The organism is Paenibacillus sp. J31R109, from assembly GCF_059692055.1.
Genome location: NZ_JCAUAR010000007.1, coordinates 310851 through 329644 on the forward strand (window position 1 = coordinate 310851; position 18794 = coordinate 329644).

14 protein-coding genes are annotated in these 18794 nt (G+C 45.5%); 10 read left to right on the plus strand and 4 right to left on the minus strand.

The genetic code is table 11. From position 1 onward, the window contains the following. The first annotated feature begins 37 nt into the window (after window positions 1-37). Entirely contained in the window at window positions 38-811 is a 774-nt protein-coding gene (locus AC58QT_RS19980; RefSeq protein ID WP_497410542.1) for a phytanoyl-CoA dioxygenase family protein, read from the plus strand. 85 nt (window positions 812-896) lie between these two features. Beyond that, the gene (locus tag AC58QT_RS19985; protein WP_497410543.1) at window positions 897-1646 is read left to right on the plus strand and encodes a LamG domain-containing protein; all 750 of its coding nucleotides are present in this window, start codon (window positions 897-899) and stop codon (window positions 1644-1646) included. A gap of 86 nt (window positions 1647-1732) precedes the next feature. Here AC58QT_RS19985 and AC58QT_RS19990 read toward each other — a convergent pair whose 3' ends face one another. Then, the gene (locus AC58QT_RS19990; protein ID WP_497410544.1) at window positions 1733-2635 is read right to left on the minus strand and encodes a helix-turn-helix domain-containing protein; all 903 of its coding nucleotides are present in this window, start codon (window positions 2633-2635) and stop codon (window positions 1733-1735) included. A gap of 168 nt (window positions 2636-2803) precedes the next feature. On the opposite strand from AC58QT_RS19990, the gene AC58QT_RS19995 reads away from it, so the two are divergent. Both AC58QT_RS19995 and AC58QT_RS20000 read left to right on the plus strand, forming a co-directional pair. Continuing rightward, the gene (locus AC58QT_RS19995) at window positions 2804-5506 is read left to right on the plus strand and encodes a UxaA family hydrolase (RefSeq protein WP_497410545.1); all 2703 of its coding nucleotides are present in this window, start codon (window positions 2804-2806) and stop codon (window positions 5504-5506) included. Window positions 5507-5538: 32 nt separating this feature from the next. After that, window positions 5539-6495, plus strand: coding sequence for an aldo/keto reductase (locus AC58QT_RS20000; protein ID WP_497410546.1), 957 nt, complete (start codon window positions 5539-5541; stop codon window positions 6493-6495). 177 nt (window positions 6496-6672) lie between these two features. On the opposite strand, the gene AC58QT_RS20005 is transcribed toward AC58QT_RS20000, so the two are convergent. Then, on the minus strand, window positions 6673-7563 hold the full coding sequence (locus AC58QT_RS20005; RefSeq protein ID WP_497410547.1) for a helix-turn-helix domain-containing protein: 891 nt from the start codon (window positions 7561-7563) through the stop codon (window positions 6673-6675). A 110-nt stretch (window positions 7564-7673) separates the two neighbouring features. Here AC58QT_RS20005 and AC58QT_RS20010 point away from each other — a divergent pair, with 110 nt between their 5' ends. After that, the gene (locus AC58QT_RS20010; protein ID WP_497410548.1) at window positions 7674-11012 is read left to right on the plus strand and encodes a DUF5107 domain-containing protein; all 3339 of its coding nucleotides are present in this window, start codon (window positions 7674-7676) and stop codon (window positions 11010-11012) included. Next, window positions 11012-11944, plus strand: coding sequence for an aldose epimerase family protein (locus AC58QT_RS20015; protein ID WP_497410549.1), 933 nt, complete (start codon window positions 11012-11014; stop codon window positions 11942-11944). The genes AC58QT_RS20010 and AC58QT_RS20015 overlap by 1 nt, the downstream gene beginning before the upstream one ends. 83 nt (window positions 11945-12027) lie before the next feature. Here AC58QT_RS20015 and AC58QT_RS20020 read toward each other — a convergent pair whose 3' ends face one another. Both AC58QT_RS20020 and msrA read right to left on the minus strand, forming a co-directional pair. Next, complete coding sequence (locus tag AC58QT_RS20020; protein ID WP_310500638.1) at window positions 12028-12477, minus strand: tellurite resistance TerB family protein; 450 nt, start codon at window positions 12475-12477, stop codon at window positions 12028-12030. Between the two features lie 121 nt (window positions 12478-12598). After that, a complete protein-coding gene (gene msrA, locus AC58QT_RS20025) occupies window positions 12599-13234 on the minus strand; it encodes a peptide-methionine (S)-S-oxide reductase MsrA (RefSeq protein ID WP_497410550.1) in 636 nt (211 codons plus the stop codon). Between the two features lie 158 nt (window positions 13235-13392). Here msrA and AC58QT_RS20030 point away from each other — a divergent pair, with 158 nt between their 5' ends. The 4 genes from AC58QT_RS20030 (at window position 13393) to AC58QT_RS20045 (ending at window position 18783) form a co-directional block, all read left to right on the plus strand. Further along, complete coding sequence (locus AC58QT_RS20030) at window positions 13393-15204, plus strand: cache domain-containing sensor histidine kinase (protein WP_497410551.1); 1812 nt, start codon at window positions 13393-13395, stop codon at window positions 15202-15204. Between the two features lie 16 nt (window positions 15205-15220). Next, complete coding sequence (locus tag AC58QT_RS20035; RefSeq protein WP_497410552.1) at window positions 15221-16762, plus strand: helix-turn-helix domain-containing protein; 1542 nt, start codon at window positions 15221-15223, stop codon at window positions 16760-16762. A 270-nt stretch (window positions 16763-17032) separates the two neighbouring features. Then, the gene (locus AC58QT_RS20040; RefSeq protein ID WP_497410576.1) at window positions 17033-17914 is read left to right on the plus strand and encodes an ABC transporter permease; all 882 of its coding nucleotides are present in this window, start codon (window positions 17033-17035) and stop codon (window positions 17912-17914) included. A 2-nt stretch (window positions 17915-17916) separates the two neighbouring features. Then, a complete protein-coding gene (locus tag AC58QT_RS20045; RefSeq protein ID WP_497410553.1) occupies window positions 17917-18783 on the plus strand; it encodes a carbohydrate ABC transporter permease in 867 nt (288 codons plus the stop codon). Window positions 18784-18794 lie beyond the last annotated feature (11 nt).

Consider the following 18794-nt stretch of genomic DNA (forward strand, 5'->3'; position numbering starts at 1 on the left):
TTTGCGGCAAAAAAACAAATGAGAGGCTGTGAATGACATGAAAAAAAAATCCTTGAATATCTTGACTCATGAGCAATTGAATACGTATAACGAGCAGGGATATTTGGTTTTGCGTAACGTATTCACTGAGTTGGAAGCGAAAGTAATTCAGACGGAATGCGATCAATTGCTAACTTTAGGTGAATATACGGATAAATTTAATATCCGAGCAGGTCATAAAAGTTACGTCGATGGATCAATTGCCATTGAGCGCCTAGATCCTGTGCACGATATTTCAGCGGTGTTCGCTGATTTAGTGAAAGACGAGCGACTATTAGCTCCACTTCGTGACATCTATTTAGATGAGCCGTTACTTTTTAAAGATAAACTGATCTATAAGCTCCCGGGGTCCAATGGTTACTCGATGCATCAAGATGCGTCTTGGTGGCAAGGATTCCCTATCGAAGGACTTATCTCTGTTATGGTCGCTATTGATGGCGCGACAACTGCAAACGGCGGCTTGGAGTTGTTTCCTGGATACCACGGACATTTGCGTTCAACACCAGGTGAATTACGGAACATGAATGCGGAAGAGATTGCTGAAATTGACCCTAAGAAGGGTGAAATCGTAGAAACAAACCCAGGTGATGTTATTATTTTCCACTCCTTCACACCTCATCAAAGCGGGGCTAACACCTCACAAGTAAGTCGTAAACAGTTGTATTTAACGTATTCCCCAAGTAAAAATGGTGATTTATATAAGGCGCATTATCAGCATTACCAACGTTACAATTTAAAAGGCAAAGATACAGCTAGTTATCATTTCTTGTAAAAGAGTTGAAGAGATCCGCCTTCCGTAGGTAGATCTCTTTTCATTCCAAATGGAAAAATACATATTGTCATTAGAGGGGTAGCACATGTTGAATAACAAGGAAGCAATTTTAACGCACGACGCACTCGTGTCATTCTGGGACTTTCAAGAAGAAGCGGGACAATCCCGGGTTGCAAAGGGGCCTTATCCCTATGTACTTGAAGAAATGGCTGGACCGATAAGCAGAGTGGATGACGGTATCTTTGGGGCTTATGCAGCCAAACTAACATTTGGTCAATGGTTTAACTTACCGTGTGAAAATTGTCTGGCACTTGATTTCCATGGCCCGGAGGCACAAGTGACGATTCTAGCATGGTTAAAACGCGAGGATAGATCCGGTGTGCAGTGTGAAGCCATTGCTGGCATGTGGAATGAAACAGAGAAGAAACGCCAATATGCGATGTTTCTTAACTTGAAGATTTGGGATAGCGGGGAGCAAGTCGGTGGTCATGTATCCGCGGAAGGTGGGCCGACGCCAGGACATCCGTGGTGTATGACAACCGCAATTGGTTCAACACCGTTGGTGAAAGAACAGTGGTATGCACTTGCTTTTACTTACGATGGTACCTATGCCAAGGTATATATCGACGGTGTGCTGGATGAGAGAGAAACCTATAATCCTTATTTGTATACTAAAGGTCTGTTTGATGGCGGAGTGTTGGGAGCGGACTTTACCGTAGGTGCTGTGCATCGCTCTGGCGAGATGGGGAATTTCTATGCCGGATTGATTGGTGGGTTGGCTGTAATGAATAAAGCGCTGACAGATGAGGAAATTCTTTTCTTAACGGGTAAATGAGTGATGATTCCCACAGCGGACACCATGAATCTTAAAAGCTGCAAGTCCCTTATATATAGCCGGGGATTTGCAGCTTTTCTTAGTTGTTAATTCATCTTCTCTATTTGAAGGCTCATTTCTTTCATTACTTTTCTTCGATATTGGCCTGGGGTAACGCCAGTAAACTTCTTAAATAACTTATGAAAATAAGGCAAGCTCTCGTATCCGCAATTGTAGGCGATGGTATCAATTCCTAAGTCTGTAGTTAACAGCTGCTCCTTGGCAGTTGAAATTCGCTTGGCGTTCACATAGTCGGTGATGTTCATCCCGGTTAATTGTTTAAACACCCTTGATAAATGAGGGGCTGAGACGGAAGTCTGCTTAGCCAAATACGAAAGTCCGACGATATGGTCAGTGTGGAACTGATCTAAGTGTTGAAGGATGTTGAGTAACCAGGAGGGTCCGACATCGGATTCGGCCAGTTGTTGATGGGATTCTTTTAATATTAAACGATTAATGCTGATCAGAAAGCTATTTAAAAGTAGTTGGACTGCGTATCTAAAACCAGCTTCATGTCGTTCCATTTCATCATGCATGTGTTGGAGCTTTTCTTCTAGATGAGGGCGCATGGCTACTGGGACAACAAGCTTATAACTCTTATATTTTCGTGCTCGCTCAAAAACTTGCCTATTCGTAAAAGAATCACCTGTTGAATAATGTCCAATTAGTTGCGGATCAAAAAAGACAGCAGTGGCAGTCACAGGAGATTCAGAATCTGGCAATGCCTGATGAATGGTATTGCCAGGAATGATGAAAAGGTCTCCTTCATTCATTTCGTAGAGCATTTGGTTCAAGAAAAACGTACCTTTCCCACTATAAACATAAACCAATTCATAGCGATCATGTAGATGTTCAGGAAGTTCTCGAATTGGTGTCTTTTGGTCCTTATAAACAATATCAAATGGTAGGAGATCGTCGTTTGTAAAGTTCTTTACAAGCGGTTTTTGCATGTTGCGAGCCTCCTCTGATCAACTTATTTCCTTCATTTGTTTTATTTATAGAATATCAAAATAGAGTATGTTTCTGCAAAGGTAAAGAATTAACAAATGCCATAATCTTGGTACAATATGAGTAAACTTGAATTGTTCAGAAAATCTCATCAAAGGAGCTAGTCATCGATGGACGTCGTTTACCAATTTGAAGAAGTAGCGAGACTTCCCTTACCTGGGGATAATTGCGCCGTTGCGATTCGCCAATTGAACGCGGGTACCGCCATTCAGTATGAAGACCAAATTCTCACCTTGGATTACACGGTGATGGAAGGCCATCGATTTGCAGTGAAAGCGATTGCTCCTGGTGAAGATCTACTTTCGTGGCATTTGCCTTTCGGCGTGGCGCGTAAGCCGATTCAGCCCGGCCACTATGTGATCAATGAAACAGTGCGGGAAGCGCTGAGTGTGCGTCAATTGACATTCGCGGTGCCGGCGGAGCCTAATTTCGCGGATCAAATTTCTCCTTTTATCTTTGACGAGGAGAACTTCCTGCCGGCTCAGGCATCGCCAGCTTTTACAGATACGCGTACTTTTATGGGATATCGACGCCATAAAGATCGCGGGGTAGGCACCCGCAACTACATCGTACTGCTCGGAACTACCTCGCACACGGGGAGCTACGTGACTGAGCTTGCCACCCGTCTGCAAGGTATATGGAAGAATGACTCGAATATAGACGGAATTGTTCCCGTCGCTCACACGGAGGGCGGCACAGAGAAGCCGAATAATGTGGACTTGCTGCTGCGAACGCTTGCAGGTTTCATGGTCAACCCGAACGTAGGAGCGGTATTGGTTGTCGATTATGGCAATGAAGCGGTCACGAACAAGATGGTGGAGGCTTACGCACGTGAGCATAGCTATCCAATCGATGAGGTTCTGCATAAGTTCGTGTCGCTCTCAGGCAGCTTTGAAGAGGAGCTGGTGAAAGGTGAAGCATTAGTACGCGGATGGCTATCAACGGTCAATACGATGCAGCGAACGCCTGAATCCGTCAGCCACTTGCGAATCGGCTTGCAGTGCGGCGGTTCGGACGCATTTTCTGGCGTATCCGCAAATCCACTGCTAGGTTGGGTTTCGGAACATTTGGTGCGTTACGGCGGTGCAGCTAGTCTAGCCGAAACGGATGAGTTGATTGGCGCGGAGCCTTACGTCCTCTCGAAAGTACGCAACGTAGAAACCGCGCGCAAATTTATTGAACTTGTGAACCGATTTAAAGAGCGTACGTCCTGGCACGGCACCAGTGCGGAAGGTAACCCGTCAGGTGGCAACATGTATCGCGGCTTGTACAACATTTATCTTAAATCTATAGGCGCTGCTATGAAGAAAGACCCGATAACACGGATCGACTATGCAACGGAGTACGGGGAGCTCATGAAGGATGGCGGTTACTATTTCATGGATAGCCCTGGCAATGACCTGGAGAGTATCGCCGGACAGGTAGCCGCAGGCTGCAACATGATCTTCTTTACAACAGGTAATGGTTCAATTACCAACTTTCCGTATGTGCCTACGGTCAAGGTAGTCACGACAACTCGCCGCTTCCAATTGCTTTCGAACGATATGGATGTGAACGCGGGGCAGTATCTGGAAGGCAAATCGATGGATGAGTTGGGCCAAGAGGTATTCGAGTTAGCGATCCAAATTGCTTCTGGTCAGCGAAGTGTCGGCGAGAAGGCGGGCCATGCCCAAGTACAGATTTGGCGCAACTGGCAGCAGAACGATGCGAGTCAGCTAGAGACGCTGTATCACGCTCCTGTACTGACAGGAGATCCGATAGCGATTGAAGATGATGCTACAACGAAAGTTAACCCCATCCAATTTTCCTTTACTCGGCATCGCGATCGGCAGTCTAGTGACCATATCGGCTTGATCGTGCCCACCAGTCTTTGTGCGGGACAGGTAGCAGGCATGATCACCAAGCGCCTGAACGAACAAGGAGCAGGGCAGCCAGAGCTCTCGCGCTTCGTAACATTGGCGCATACGGAAGGCTGCGGCACCTCGGGAGGGCCAGCCGAATCGCTGTTTGCACGCACGATGATTGGCTATATTACGCATCCGATGGTGGAGCATTGTTTGCTGCTGGAGCATGGCTGCGAGAAAACGCATAACGACTACATGCGTCATCAGATGGATGTGATGGGCGTCGATGCGAGCCGCCTTGGTTATGCCAGCATCCAGCTCGACGGCGGAATTGCTAAGGTGAGCGAGAAGGTTGAGACTTGGTTCGCCGATCGATTAATTGCGGCAGATCCTGTGGAAAAAGTGACGGTCGGTTTGGAAGGGCTGCGCATCGGAATCGTAAGTGTTGGTGCCATTAACAAAGATGCCAGCGAGCAACTGGGACGACTAACCAAGATGATTGTCGGGGCTGGAGGCTTGGTCGTCGTTCCCGAGAATAGCGGATTGCTTGCCGAGGATTCGTTTAACCAGCAACTAGTTAGCGCGACTCAAGTGGGGCCGTCTATCGCATATGGAGAACATGTTCGTCACAATGGATTTCATATTATGGATACACCAACAAAGCATGGGGTAGAGACGATTACAGGACTCGCGGCCACAGGTGTGGAATTAATAATCTCGCTGATTGGTGACCGTCCCATGCAAACGCATCCTTTCGTCCCGATGCTGCAAATGACGTCAGATCAGGTTGTGCTGGATAAACATAAGCAAGATGTCGATTTGGTACTTGAGGGTAATCCGACCTTTTGGGTGGATCATATTCTCGAGCGCAGTAAAGAAATTTTGGAACATACGTATGTACCACGTCTCTACCAACAAGGTAATATCGATTTTCAAATGACACGAGGTTTATTTGGTGTGTCGTTATAAGTGAGACATAAATAGAAAGCGAGGTAAATTCCATGACGAACGCATTATTATCCCTACGACCGCTTGGCCGTACTGGTCTACTTATATCACCGCTATGTATTGGAGCAGCTCCACTCGGGGATATGCCGGAGACGTTTCAATATAGCACATCTGAAGAACAGGCATTGGTGACGTTGCGTACCGCCTTCGAAAGTCCGATCAACTTCATAGATACGGCTGCAGCATACGGCGAGGGTGAGAGCGAACGGCGGATTGGCATGGCTATTCGAGCGAATGGTGGACTTCCGGCTGGTTACGTGTTGGCTACCAAAGCCGACCGCGATTTCAAGACCGGTGACTTCAGCGGCGAACAGATCAAACGTTCCATCGAGGAAAGTCTAGAACGCTTGGGCCTTGATCGTTTGCAATATGTGTACATCCACGATCCCGAACATTCGACCTTCGAAAATGTAATGGGACCTGGCGGGCCTTTAGAAGTACTTCAAAAGTTTCAAGAGCAAGGAATCATCGATCACATCGGCATATCCGGCGGACCGATCGGTATGCTCATCGATTATGTAGAAACGGGAGCGTTCAGCGCTGTGGAAACCCACAATCGATATACGCTGCTCAATCGAGCTGCCGAACCATTGCTTGATGTCGCTAATCGCTTAGGCGTCGCTGTAATTAACGCAGCTCCTTATGGCAGCGGCATATTAGCGAAAGGTCCGGAAGCATACGCTCGGTATGCCTATAGCGATGCTTCGCCAATCGTAGTAGAACGAGCACGTAATTTCGCCAAAGTGTGCCAGGCATTCGATGTACCACTAGCCGCAGCAGCGCTTCAATTCTCGCTTCGCGACCCGCGGATCGCCAGCACGGTCGTCGGCATGAGTAAACCAGAACGGGTAGCCCAGACATTGGAGCTCGCGAATTACCCGATTGCCCCAGAGCTATGGCCAGCGCTTGATGAATTTGGCTATGATACGGAAGATCCTGAAGGGAATTGATTCACGTAGCGGGTGTATGAAATGATAATTATCATAAGTTGAACAATAATCTCGTCCCTAAGAGCAAGTCTTTGGGGCGGGATTTTTTATTTATTTTGAACCACATTGTAAGTTGGATGTCCTAGGTTCAAAAACCTATTTGTATAAAGATTGCTCGCTCTATTGCTCGCAAATTTGTTATCCCTTAGGAACGTTTCGATAATCACTTGGGGAGGAACCGGTTATTTTCTTAAATAATCTTGAGAAATAATAGGGATCCGAAATACCCATGTTGGAGGCAACCTCTTTGATGGACAGAGGCGTTAAACTAAGCATTTGAGCGGCTTTTTGAATTTTCATTCTTAGAAAGTATTCAATTGGTGGAATGCCTGTTCCTTCGTTGAATAATAAAATTAAATGCTGTCTAGACAAACCTGTGTGTTGGGCTAATTCAGGAAGATTAATGGCTTGTTCTAAATGGTCATTCATGTAACGGATGGCAACCTCTAGGTATTGCTCTCTCTTTTTCTCCTTGGCCGTACCTCCTACCCGCATACCAATACTGCTAATCAATTGTCGGATAGACTGCGAAACGTGTGTGTGGATGGGCAACGAGTAGGTTTTATCAGATAGCAGATAGTAACATTGATCAAAAACATCCTTGTATTCGGTCATTGCTCCGATGGGTAAATGTAGCGGACCCGTATCCATCCCGTACATTTGTATAAAAGCTGCTGTATGGTTACCTTGAAGATGAAACCAGTAAATACTCCATGGGGCATGGCTAGATGCACCATATCGATGAGGGGTGTGGGCAGGGATGACGGCTAGATGATTCCGAGTCAAGGTGAAGGCAGCCTGTTGCCCTAATTCGATCCAGCCTTCTCCTTCCGAGCAAAAGATGAAGATATGGGAGTTACTGCCCTCAGGGCGCTCCCGATAATGATGACGGGCAGAAGGGAAGAAGCCGATATCACTTACAAATAAATCTCGCGTCAGCTCGGAGCGGGATAATTCCGTCTGCATATATTCAGGTAAGATGAACAATTTCTCTTCTTCAAACCCTTCAGGCTTTCTAGTCGTATCCATTTGTAAGGCCTCCCTACAATAATAAGAATATAATCCATTACATTAAGCATTTTGTCAATTGGCTGCCGCCAGCATCCGAGGTAAAGTAGAGATAATCAGATAAGGGAGTGATGATGTTGAGTCAGAAGGTTCGCATTTGGGAAGAAGTAACGTCGATCCCGACATATGGCATTGGTGAGCCAGATCGCAATCCAATGTTCCTAGAGAAACGTGTTTATCAAGGAAGCTCTGGTAAAGTATATCCGCATCCGGTTATTGATAAAATTGAAGATGAGAAGAAGCCTCAGTCGTATCGCATGGTAATCTTGGAAAACGAATATGTTCGCATTGAGATTATGCCTGAACTTGGCGGACGCATCTATCGTGCGTTGGACAAAACGAATGACTATGACTTCGTTTATTATAATCGCGTTATTAAACCAGCTCTGGTTGGTCTTGCAGGACCATGGATTTCCGGTGGCATCGAATTTAACTGGCCACAGCATCACCGTCCAAATACGTACGGTCCGGTTGAATATAAACTTACCGAGCAAGAAGACGGAAGCGCTACCGTATGGGTGAGTGAGATCGACCGTATGTACGGCACGAAAGTGACGGCAGGTTTCACTTTGTATCCGGGCAAAGCCTATCTAGAAATTTCTGCGCAGTTATATAACCGGACATCGGAACCACAAACGTTCTTGTGGTGGGCAAACCCCGCGGTCGCGGTTAATGATCATACGCAATCTGTATTTCCGCCAGATGTGACGGCAGTTTTTGACCATGGTAAACGTGACGTCTCGAGATTCCCTATTGCAACAGGAACGTACTACAAAATGGATTATTCAGCTGGCGTAGATATCTCACGCTACAAGAACATTCCCGTTCCCACCTCATATATGGCTTACAAATCCGATTACAATTTCGTCGGTGGTTATGATCATGGTGTTGGAGCAGGTTTATTGCACGTAGCCAATCATCATGTTTCACCAGGTAAGAAGCAATGGACGTGGGGGAACGGCGAATTCGGGCAAGCATGGGATCGCAACCTGACAGATGAAGATGGTCCCTATATTGAGCTCATGACGGGTGTTTACACAGATAACCAACCTGACTTCACGTGGCTGCAGCCCTATGAGGAGAAATCGTTCAAGCAATATTTCATGCCTTATAAACATATTGGCGTCGTTAAAAATGCTTCCATCGATGCTGCGGTCAACCTAGAAGTGGATGAAAAGACGCGTGAAGCCGTCGTATTTGCTTATGCAACGTCCGTATTTGATGGTGCTATTGTGGAGTTGAAAGGCCGTAACCGAACGTATCTAAAGGAGATTGTGAAGCTTTCTCCAACCGACACGTTCAAATCAGTCCTTACACTGGATGCAAACGATCAAGCACACGACTTGAAACTGACTGTTAGGGATGCCAATGCTACGCTACTCATTTCTTATCAGCCTGAGAAGCCTTCCATTGAGCAAGTGCCGGATGCCGCTAAGCCACTGGCAGAGCCTGCAGAGTTGAAGACGAATGAACAGTTGTATTTAGCTGGTCTGCATTTAGAGCAATACCGCCACGCTACTTTCGAGCCAGAAGATTACTATTTAGAAGGTTTAAAACGTGACCCGAGCGATAGCCGTATTAACGTCGCCTACGGTACACTCTTGCTGCGCCGTGGGTTATTCTCCCGAGCAGAAGAGCACTTCCGGACCTCGATCAAGTCGCTTACTTGGCGCAATCCAAATCCATATGATAGTGAAGCGCTCTATCAATTAGGCGTAGCCCTCAAAGAGCAGGGACGCAAAGAAGAAGCATTCGCTGCCCTCTACAAAGCGACATGGTCGGCGAATTGGCAAGATGCTGGGTTCTTCACACTGGCACAAATTGCTTGTGAAAAGGGTTCTTATAGTGAAGCGTTGGAATTGGTTGAGCGTTCACAGGTACGCAATTCTCGCAATTACAAAGCACGTCACCTGAAAGCTGCACTTCTTCGGAAGTTGGGGCAATTGCAGGAAGCAGTTGTCTTCTCACAGGAGACACTTGCGCTGGATATCGCTGATTTTGGAGCGGCTAACGAACGATACCTTACGCTTGCTAACCAAGGTGAGGAGGATCTTGCTAATGAAACATTGGTCGAGTTGACTCGCCTAATGCGCGGGGATGCGCATAATTATTTGAACCTAGCAGCGGATTATGCAAGTTGCGGTTTGTTTGAGGAAGCCGTCCAATTGCTTGGACGCATTGTCCAAGGTCACGATTCCTCCAAAGTGAACCCGATGGTTCATTACACACTTAGCTATCTCTATGAGAAAACAGGGCATTTCGAACGGGCTAGCCATCACAGACATGAGGGGAATACAGCAACTTCGGACTACTGTTTCCCGAATAACTTATTCGATTTGCAAGTGCTCACAAGTGTTATTGCGTCCTCTGAGGACAATGATAAGGCGCATTATTACCTTGGCAATTGGTGTTACGACAAAAAAAGGCACGAAGATGCCATTCGGCACTGGGAAGCTTCACGTTCGATCCGAGAAGATTTCGCGACGGTACATCGCAATTTATCTCTCGCATATTTCAACAAAAGAGGGGATTCAGCATCGGCTCTTATCGCCATGGAGAAAGCTTTTGCTTGTAACCAGGATGATGCACGCGTCTTCTATGAACTCGATCAACTGTATAAGAAATTGGGTTACACCGCTGCGATTCGTTGCGCGAAGCTAGAGGAACATCAAGATCTAGTGAACAAACGCGACGATCTTTATGTGGAGTATGTGACACTCCTGAATGCGCAAGGTTTTCACGAAAAAGCCGTTCAAGCTATTCAAGCACGCAACTTCCATCCTTGGGAAGGTGGCGAGGGCAAAATAACTGGTCAACATGTATGTGCTCATGTCGAGCTTGCGAAAGCAGCATTAGCTGACAATCGCTTTGAAGCAGCAGTATCCTACTTACATGAAGCACTGATCTACCCGGAGAATCTAGGGGAAGGTAAGCTGTCTGGTGCGCAAGAAAATAATGTGTATTATTATCTTGGACTCGCTCATAACGGTTTACAGCAAACGAAGCAAGCACAGGAATGTTTTGAAATAGCTTCAAAAGGGCTGGAGGAGCCAGCTAGTGCCATGTATTACAACGATCAACCGCCGGATATGATCTTTTATCAAGGAATGGCTTGGCTTGCTCTAGGTAATCAAAAGGAAGCGAAGCGCCGTTTCAATAAGCTGATTGATTACGCTGAGAAACATGTCTTCGACGATGTGAAATTTGACTACTTCGCCGTTTCCTTGCCAGACTTCTTGGTATTTGAGGATAATTTAAATGTACGCAATGAAGTTCACTGTCTATATATGATGGGACTCGGGCACCTCGGATTGGGTAACCTAGCAATGGCTAAAGAGCAGTTCGATAAAGCTCTGGAGCTAGAAGCTAATCATGCAGGGGTACGAATTCATCAGGGGTTGTGCCATTAATGGAAGAGACTCAGACTAGCCTAATAACGGGAACGTATAAAGGATTCTTATCCATCACCATGGAAAATGAGCAAATCCGTATGGAGATCGTACCGGATCTCGGCGGAAAGCTGGTTTCACTTATGTATAAACCTAGTGGTAAGGAGTGGCTGCTTGATTCGGGTGAGAGACCTTTAAGGCAGCCTCACTATGGCTCCAGCTTTGGCGAGTGGGATATGAGTGGTTGGGATGAATGTTTCCCAACCATTAATGAATGTCCATGGGAACTAGATAAGCGTGTGATTCTGCCTGATCACGGCGAAGTTTGGTCGCTTCCTTGGCGTTATAGCGTCGAAGAGAACGAGGTTGTGTGTTCGGTAGAAAGTTCATTGCTCTCGTATCAGTTTACAAGAAGCATCACCATGCATGCAGGGAATACGGTTAGGATGACATACCGTGTTGATAATAGGAACGATCAGCCGATGCCATTCCTGTGGGTGCCTCACCCGCAATTTGCCATGACGGAACCAACACGTATTCTGCTCCCCGAACCCATGGCGGAAATGCTTTGCGTGTACGCAGGTCATAAGCTAAAGGAGGGGGAAACGTATGCTTGGGAGGATGTCTCTCTCGTTTCCCCCGCGGTTACTGGAGACGGACGAAAGTTTTATTATGAGGGGCAAGTACCCATAAGTTGGTCTGGCCTGTATGGTCAGGAAAGTGAAAACTTCCTGATCGTATCGGTTCCCAAAGAGAAGGTTCCTTATCTAGGCATTTGGATCGATGAAGGCATGTTCAATGATCGCGTTACTTGTGCTTTGGAACCTAGTATTGGCTATTACGATTCCCTTGATAATGCCGTAAATAATGGGACTGCACAAACAATTCCAGCCCAAGCCTCTTTTGAATGGTATTTAGATCTCACCATCGGTATCGGAGAGTGGCAATCGTAAGGGCTGGTACCAGCGGGAAGTAAAAAAGATGATCCCTGTACAATACACATACAGGAATCATCTTTTTTTATAATGAATTGCTCTTACAAACCAAATTCACCAGGCGTTAAGCCAAGTGATTGACAGATATCACGAACAACTGCCTTCTCTTTGTCATCGAAATCCCCATCTGCTGCACCGATTGCACTACAAACGCCAACGATTACTCGTCCAACTTCAGGTTTACTACGGAATTTCGCAATCGCTTTTAGTGCTTCTTGTTTGCCGATCATGGAATCAAATTCAAGGTTTCCAACAAAATGGTTAAAGCGATTGATGACGTCGCTCATATCAAATACTTTTAGTTCTTCGCTGCGGCTCATGTAGCCAGCCATTTTTTGTTTTTCATTTGAATCGACGGAACCATCAGCTGCAGCTACAAGTGCACAACCGGCAACTACGGCATCCATAAAGTCCTTGTTCTTAAATTTCTTTACTTGATCAGTTAGACCTTGTTTAGAATTTTGTAACCATGATTTGAATCCAACACTCATGTATGATTCCTCCATTATTTTAGTTTTTATTAACTTGTTATTTTACATTTTAAATTTATTATTTACTTTTAGCAAATTTTGTAGAAATTCGTCTTCCGTTTACAGAGATAAACTATCATCCCTACCACTTTATCAACCGGATTAAGCGGATCATATCTTCTTGTTGCTGGGTACTGATCGGCCAAGTTCGGATATCACTCACAATAGAATCCATATTGGTATATCCCTTAGCCAGTCCATTTAATCGTGCAGCCAAGGTCGCGTTGGTCAGTTCTTCATTCGTTGAAAAGAGAGTTCTCAACTTATCGATCGCGTCTGGATACCGTTTCAAATAATATTTCTGATGCCGATCTTCAGCAGGATAAAAAGTCGTGTAAGGTGCAATTTCAGTGTCAATTTTGCTATTTCCTTGTTGCTCTCGGTTCGTGAGAACATGTTGAGCTGCGCTTTGCTGGTTGGAGTCACGATACAATACCATGGATGTATACTGTCGACCTTTATAATCATTGATATTTGTTGGGTTATGATTGCTCCAGAACACATTCAGGAGATTCTCTAAACTTAGGAGATCAGAGTTAAACACGATTTCAACGGTCTCTGTGTGGTCGCCCATTTCCCGGTAAGTTGGATGATCAGTCGTTCCTCCGGCGAAACCAACACGTGTTCGAACGACACCCGGCAGTTGTCCAAACAAAGCATCAGGGCTCCAGAAGCAACCCATTCCAAGCGTAATTGTGTGATCGTTGCTGCTATTCATGTCAGACACCTCCAGTTAAGTTAATAATAGCATGAATGGTTCGGATTGCTTTTATTCCATGTAAAGATAGGAACGCAACTTTTTTCCGCCGTGTTGCTAAAGTAGAGAGTGTGATACAATGTGGTGAAAAATGAATGATCGACTAAAGGGGAATCTGAATGGCCCTTAATCAATGGATGAAACAGCCGCTTGCGTTATTACCGAGTATGAAGTTGAAACAAAGGTTTCTAACCAGCTATCTGCTTGTATGCATTATCCCGCTTTTGATTGTGAGTACGATTATTTATTATCAATCGGCTCACAGCTTGGAAGAAGCCTCTCAAGAATTTGCTGCGCTATACACATCACAGATCGATTCATCGATGAATGATTTTATTCAGGAATATGACAGGGTGACCAAAACGGTCTTGATTGACAACGATTTGCTCTCACGTCTGGGGGAAGAAAAGCTTCCAATGGCGGAATTGATTGTCAACAAAAATATGATCAACCGCATCCTGATGAGGATCGCTTTACTCAAACCAGAAATCAGCAACCTGATGCTCGTTACCAAAGGAAACATTGTGTATCATTTTTCCAATACATCCAGCGCAGTGAATGAAAGCATTCTGCTTCAGCAGGATTGGTATAAGATGAGTGTTGATCCTGAGGATACCCTGTTCATTACAGGGTTGCATGATCGCTCGTATTATGAGGATAAAGGAGAAGGCGCTGTTCTGACGGTTGGCCGCGTGCTGCTTAACGCGAACGGCTCCTATGCTGGTGTTTTGTTGATTGATCTAGACCCATCGCGACTGCTGAAACTGAACGAGAATTTTCTCGTTGCTCGTGATCGATACGATATGCGGGTTATCGTCAACAATAAAAAAGGAGAACTGGTGTATCACTCCGATCTAACCAGCGGAAAAACGAACTGGAAACAGCTTTCTGCAAGCAGGTCAACTTCCGCAAAGGAAAAAGAGGGGATGATTGTACTCACCGGCAACATGCACTCAAATAAGCTTGATGTGAGAACGGAAATTCCTCGTGAGAAGTTATTATTGAAAATTGGAAATATGAAAGTCTCGACGATTCTGGTCATTGTTGTCAGCTTACTATTCATTATGGGGATCTCAATTGCCATGAGCTCCTATATTACGAAGCCAATTATGAATCTTCGCAGAAGCATGAAGCAAGCCGAAGCGGGCTTGTACCTTCCGATCGAGCTCAGGATTCCGAATGACGAAATCGGGAGCCTTGTCCATAGCTATAACAAGATGATCGTGAAGATCCGAACCCTAATTGAGGATGTGTATATAGCAGAAATTAAGCAAAGGCAGGCTAAGTTCCTTGCCCTTCAGCATCAGATTAATCCCCACATGCTCTACAACACACTCGAATCCATTCGAATGAAAGCGCTTGTAAAGGAACAGGATGAAATTGCTGGCATGATTAAAATTCTTGCTCGTATGTTCCGGCTGTCATTAGGGAAGGAAGCCCATCTTCACTCCGTAAGAGACGAAGTGGATTATACGATGAACTATCTTCAACTGCAAAATATTCGCTTCGATGACCGCTTTAAGCTGCATGTTCACATGAGCGAGGAGGTTTTGCAATGCCGCATTTTGCCGCTAGTCTTTCAGCCGATCGTCGAGAACAGCATTAACCATGGATTTCACGATTACAGCAAGGTCATGAATCTTCATCTGGAAGGGATCGTCACCGAAGATGACCATATAAGAATTCGCATTTCGGATGACGGGGCAGGCATGGATCCTTCGAAAGTCATGGAGCTGAACCAGCGGCTGGCCGAAGCGGAGACGGATAAATTAAAGCTAGACGATGTAATAGAAGCGACGGGGAAGAGTATTGGTCTGAAAAATATTGCAGAGCGCATCAAGTTGCAATACGGGGATGGTTATGATTTGACGGTTCATTCCACAGAAGGCGAAGGCACGGTTGTTGAATTTCGTATACCAACACGATCATAGAGCATAGGGGGAGTTTATGATGAGGTTAGTCCTTGTGGATGATGAGAAAGGAATTACGGACGGGCTTAAAACGCTTGTGAGGCGCTATTTGCCGCAATGTGAGGTTGTCGGAACTGCACATAATGGGAACGAGGGCTGGGAGCTCGTGCAGGAAATGCAACCAGACATCGTGATCACGGATATTCGCATGCCGCAGTCTGATGGCCTCGCTATGATTCGCAGGCTGATAGAATCCGGCAGCAGGGCCAAATTCATTATTCTGAGCGGATATGCGGAATTCGAGTATGCGAAGAAAGGGATTGAGCTCGGCGTCAAATTTTACATCAACAAGCCGGTCGAAGAGGAAGAACTTGAAGATTGCGTGACCAAAGTGATTGCCGAGATCAACAGCGAGAAGGCACAATCGCGGCATTGGCACGACTTTGTGTTAAAGGATGTGCTGGTAACTGGCTATGACCCGCAGACGCACGAGGGCCATATGTCCTATTTATTCCCTCTCCCAGTTACGCGGTATGACTGTGTTTGTATCTTGGTGGAATTCGGCTGTGAGCCGGGCATGGTTCAAGAAGATTATGTCCTACGCCAAGCCAGGGATGTCTTCAAGCCGTACGATCAATTGCAAGCGTTCCGTTATGAAGGTTCCCAATTTGCGGTACTTGTCATGAATGAAGGCAAGATCAATGAGGAGTATCTGATCCAAGATGTAAGGAGACTGCAAGAAGAGTTCAGTCGTGTCTTGGGTATTTCCGTTTCGGCTGGCATCGGGCGTGCCTACCCCGCACCGGCCGGATTAAGCACTTCGTTTGATGAAGCGCAGCAGTCGCTGTGGTATAAGGTTATGAAAGGTGATCATGTCGTCATCGCTTTTCGAGAGACGAAACCGTCTTCCAGCGCCGTTGCTCTTCTCGCGGAGGAGGAGCTGGTTCTGCTAGAAACCTGCATGGAACAGATGGATAATGTAGGCAGCGCCGAAGTCATTCATCGTATTTTTCGTGCTATTGAGACGCAGAGCAATCTGCATCTTGCCGATCTGCAGCACCAAATATTGCTTATTCTCGTCTCCAGTATGCGGCGAATATCCTTTACGCAGCTGCAAATGAATGATTTACTGGGCAAGTACCTACTGTCCGTCGAAGAATTGGCACGTTTTAAGACGCTGGAAGAATTAAAACTTTGGGTCATTCAAGCCATCGACCGCATTAGCGATCAGAATAAGATTCGGCAAGCACCGAAGAAAAAGGATGTCATTTCCGAGATTAAAGAGTACGTAGCAGCTCATTATGACAGCAATATCACGCTCGCTGATTTGTCGGCACGTTTTTATATCAATCCTTTTTATTTAAGTCAATTATTTAAAGAGAAAACCGGGGATACGTATTTGAGTTATCTCATGGGCGTTCGGATGAATAAAGCGAAAGAGCTTTTAATGGAGACGGACTTGAAAGTATACGAAATTTGCCAAAGGGTCGGTTATGCGGATACGAGTCATTTCAGTAAATTGTTCGAGCGAATGGCGGGTTGTACACCTACAGAATATAGAAAAAAATGTAAAATATAAACGATATAAAAGCACCCTTTTCCCAAGTGATGGAAAAATCGAGTGCTTTTTTTGTTGAAAACTTAAAAGTGACCTAGTGGAAACTTAAAAATCCCCCTTTGTACTTCCTCTGAAATCTAGGTATATTTTTAACATGAAAACGGATTCAGTAGATACAGAAATCAAAAAGGAAGTGGAGAAAGCAACATGAATCGAACAATGTCTGCAACTGGCAAGGAGGTCGTGGCAAGGCGAACGGGATTTCTTTCGGCTTTTCTGCTATGGCACAATATGCGAAAGTATTGGCCACTTTATCTCATGGCCGTCCCTGGCGTCGCATTTATTCTCATTTTTAAGTACATTCCGTTAACCGGATCGCTCATCGCTTTCCAAGATTACTCGGTGTTCAAAGGATTTGCGGACAGTACATGGGTCGGTTTCAAACACTTTAAGACCTTGCTTCACTATCCGGATTTTACCAGGGTGTTTACGAATACGCTAATTTTAGGCTTCTTAAAAACGCTCTTCGTATTTCCCATTCCAATCTTCTTATCCTTAATGATTAATGAGGTCAGGAAAGCAGCACTGAAGAAAGGAATTCAAACCGCTTTATACATCCCCCACTTTCTATCATGGGTTATTGTTGCAGGTATTGCATTTGATCTGTTCGCTGTAAATGGATTGTTTAATATTGTGATGGGTTGGTTCGGTCATGATCCCATTCTGGCTATGCAAGAAAGCGCATACTTTCGTCCGATCTATGTACTTACGGGGCTCTGGAGGGATGCGGGGTGGGGGACAGTCGTATATATGGCGGCAATCAGCTCGATTGATCCCCAGTTGTACGAATCAGCAATGATGGACGGCGCTTCCAGATTCAAGCAAATGAGACATGTGACATTTCCGCTACTGCTGCCGACGATTCTCGTGTTGTTTTTGCTAGAGATCGGTAATTTTATGGAGTTGGGCTTCGATCATGTGTATAACCTTCTGACACCGATGACTTACAGCGCAGGCGATATTCTAGATACGTATGTGTTCCGAACGGGGATTCAGCAGGCTCAGTACAGTTTCGCGACAGCAGTTGGCCTGTTCCAATCGGTTATCGGATTCATTTTGGTCTATACCTTTAATCGATTGTCGAGGAAAGTTTCGGATGGGGGGCTCTGGTAACTATGCCTATGTCCAAAGCAGAAAAAGGTTTTGAAATTGCCATCCTAGTGTGCCTATGTGTCTTCTCGATAATCGCTCTGATCCCGCTGCTTTCCGTTATCTCTATTTCCTTCAGCTCCAGCCGAGCTGTTGACTTGAATCTGGTAACGATCTGGCCGAAAGAATTTACCTTGGATTCCTGGTCATATCTGCTAGTCCGATGGGACCTGTGGCGTTCCTTCATTCTGACACTGGTAACCACGGTTGTTGGGACATCGCTTGCCCTGCTCGTAACGGCACTATTGGCGTTCCCATTATCCAAAAAGGAGTTTTTGCCCGCAGGCATTCTGATGATTGCTGTAGTGATCACGATGGTGTTCAAGGCGCCAATTGTGCCTTATTTTCTAACGGTTCGCAGTATCGGTTTGTATAATAACCCGCTAGTGCTAGTTATTCCGCATATTCTAAATCCTTTTAATCTCATTATTATGCGAACGTTCTTCAAGCAATTTCCGAAGGAATTGGAAGAGGCGGCTTTCATGGAGGGCTGTGGTTATTTCCGGTTATTGTTCCATTTCGTACTTCCGTTGTCTAAGGCGGTCCTTGCAACGCTAGCGCTGTTCTATGGCGTAGTCGTGTGGAACCAGTTCCAGCATCCGCTTTTCTTTATTCAAAATCCGGAATGGTTTCCTCTTCAGCTGAAGATTAGGCAATTTATTACTGATCCGAATGAAATGCCTTTTGTTGAATCGATTATGGACATTAACTACAACGAACGCACGCTGAAATCCGCAACGGTCGTTTTTGCCATCATTCCAGTTATTTTGGTTTATCCTTTTTTACAGAAGTATTTTGTCAAAGGTGCTATGATTGGTTCGGTAAAAGGGTAATTACTACTTCG

Coding starts and splice junctions, on each gene's coding strand:
- AC58QT_RS19980 (WP_497410542.1), top strand. CDS start 38: ATGAAAAAAAAATCCTTGAATATCTTGACTCATGAGCAATTGAATACG.
- AC58QT_RS19985 (WP_497410543.1), top strand. CDS start 897: ATGTTGAATAACAAGGAAGCAATTTTAACGCACGACGCACTCGTGTCA.
- AC58QT_RS19990 (WP_497410544.1), bottom strand. CDS start 2,635: ATGCAAAAACCGCTTGTAAAGAACTTTACAAACGACGATCTCCTACCA.
- AC58QT_RS19995 (WP_497410545.1), top strand. CDS start 2,804: ATGGACGTCGTTTACCAATTTGAAGAAGTAGCGAGACTTCCCTTACCT.
- AC58QT_RS20000 (WP_497410546.1), top strand. CDS start 5,539: ATGACGAACGCATTATTATCCCTACGACCGCTTGGCCGTACTGGTCTA.
- AC58QT_RS20005 (WP_497410547.1), bottom strand. CDS start 7,563: ATGGATACGACTAGAAAGCCTGAAGGGTTTGAAGAAGAGAAATTGTTC.
- AC58QT_RS20010 (WP_497410548.1), top strand. CDS start 7,674: ATGATGTTGAGTCAGAAGGTTCGCATTTGGGAAGAAGTAACGTCGATC.
- AC58QT_RS20015 (WP_497410549.1), top strand. CDS start 11,012: ATGGAAGAGACTCAGACTAGCCTAATAACGGGAACGTATAAAGGATTC.
- AC58QT_RS20020 (WP_310500638.1), bottom strand. CDS start 12,477: ATGAGTGTTGGATTCAAATCATGGTTACAAAATTCTAAACAAGGTCTA.
- msrA (WP_497410550.1), bottom strand. CDS start 13,234: ATGAATAGCAGCAACGATCACACAATTACGCTTGGAATGGGTTGCTTC.
- AC58QT_RS20030 (WP_497410551.1), top strand. CDS start 13,393: ATGGCCCTTAATCAATGGATGAAACAGCCGCTTGCGTTATTACCGAGT.
- AC58QT_RS20035 (WP_497410552.1), top strand. CDS start 15,221: ATGATGAGGTTAGTCCTTGTGGATGATGAGAAAGGAATTACGGACGGG.
- AC58QT_RS20040 (WP_497410576.1), top strand. CDS start 17,033: ATGCGAAAGTATTGGCCACTTTATCTCATGGCCGTCCCTGGCGTCGCA.
- AC58QT_RS20045 (WP_497410553.1), top strand. CDS start 17,917: ATGCCTATGTCCAAAGCAGAAAAAGGTTTTGAAATTGCCATCCTAGTG.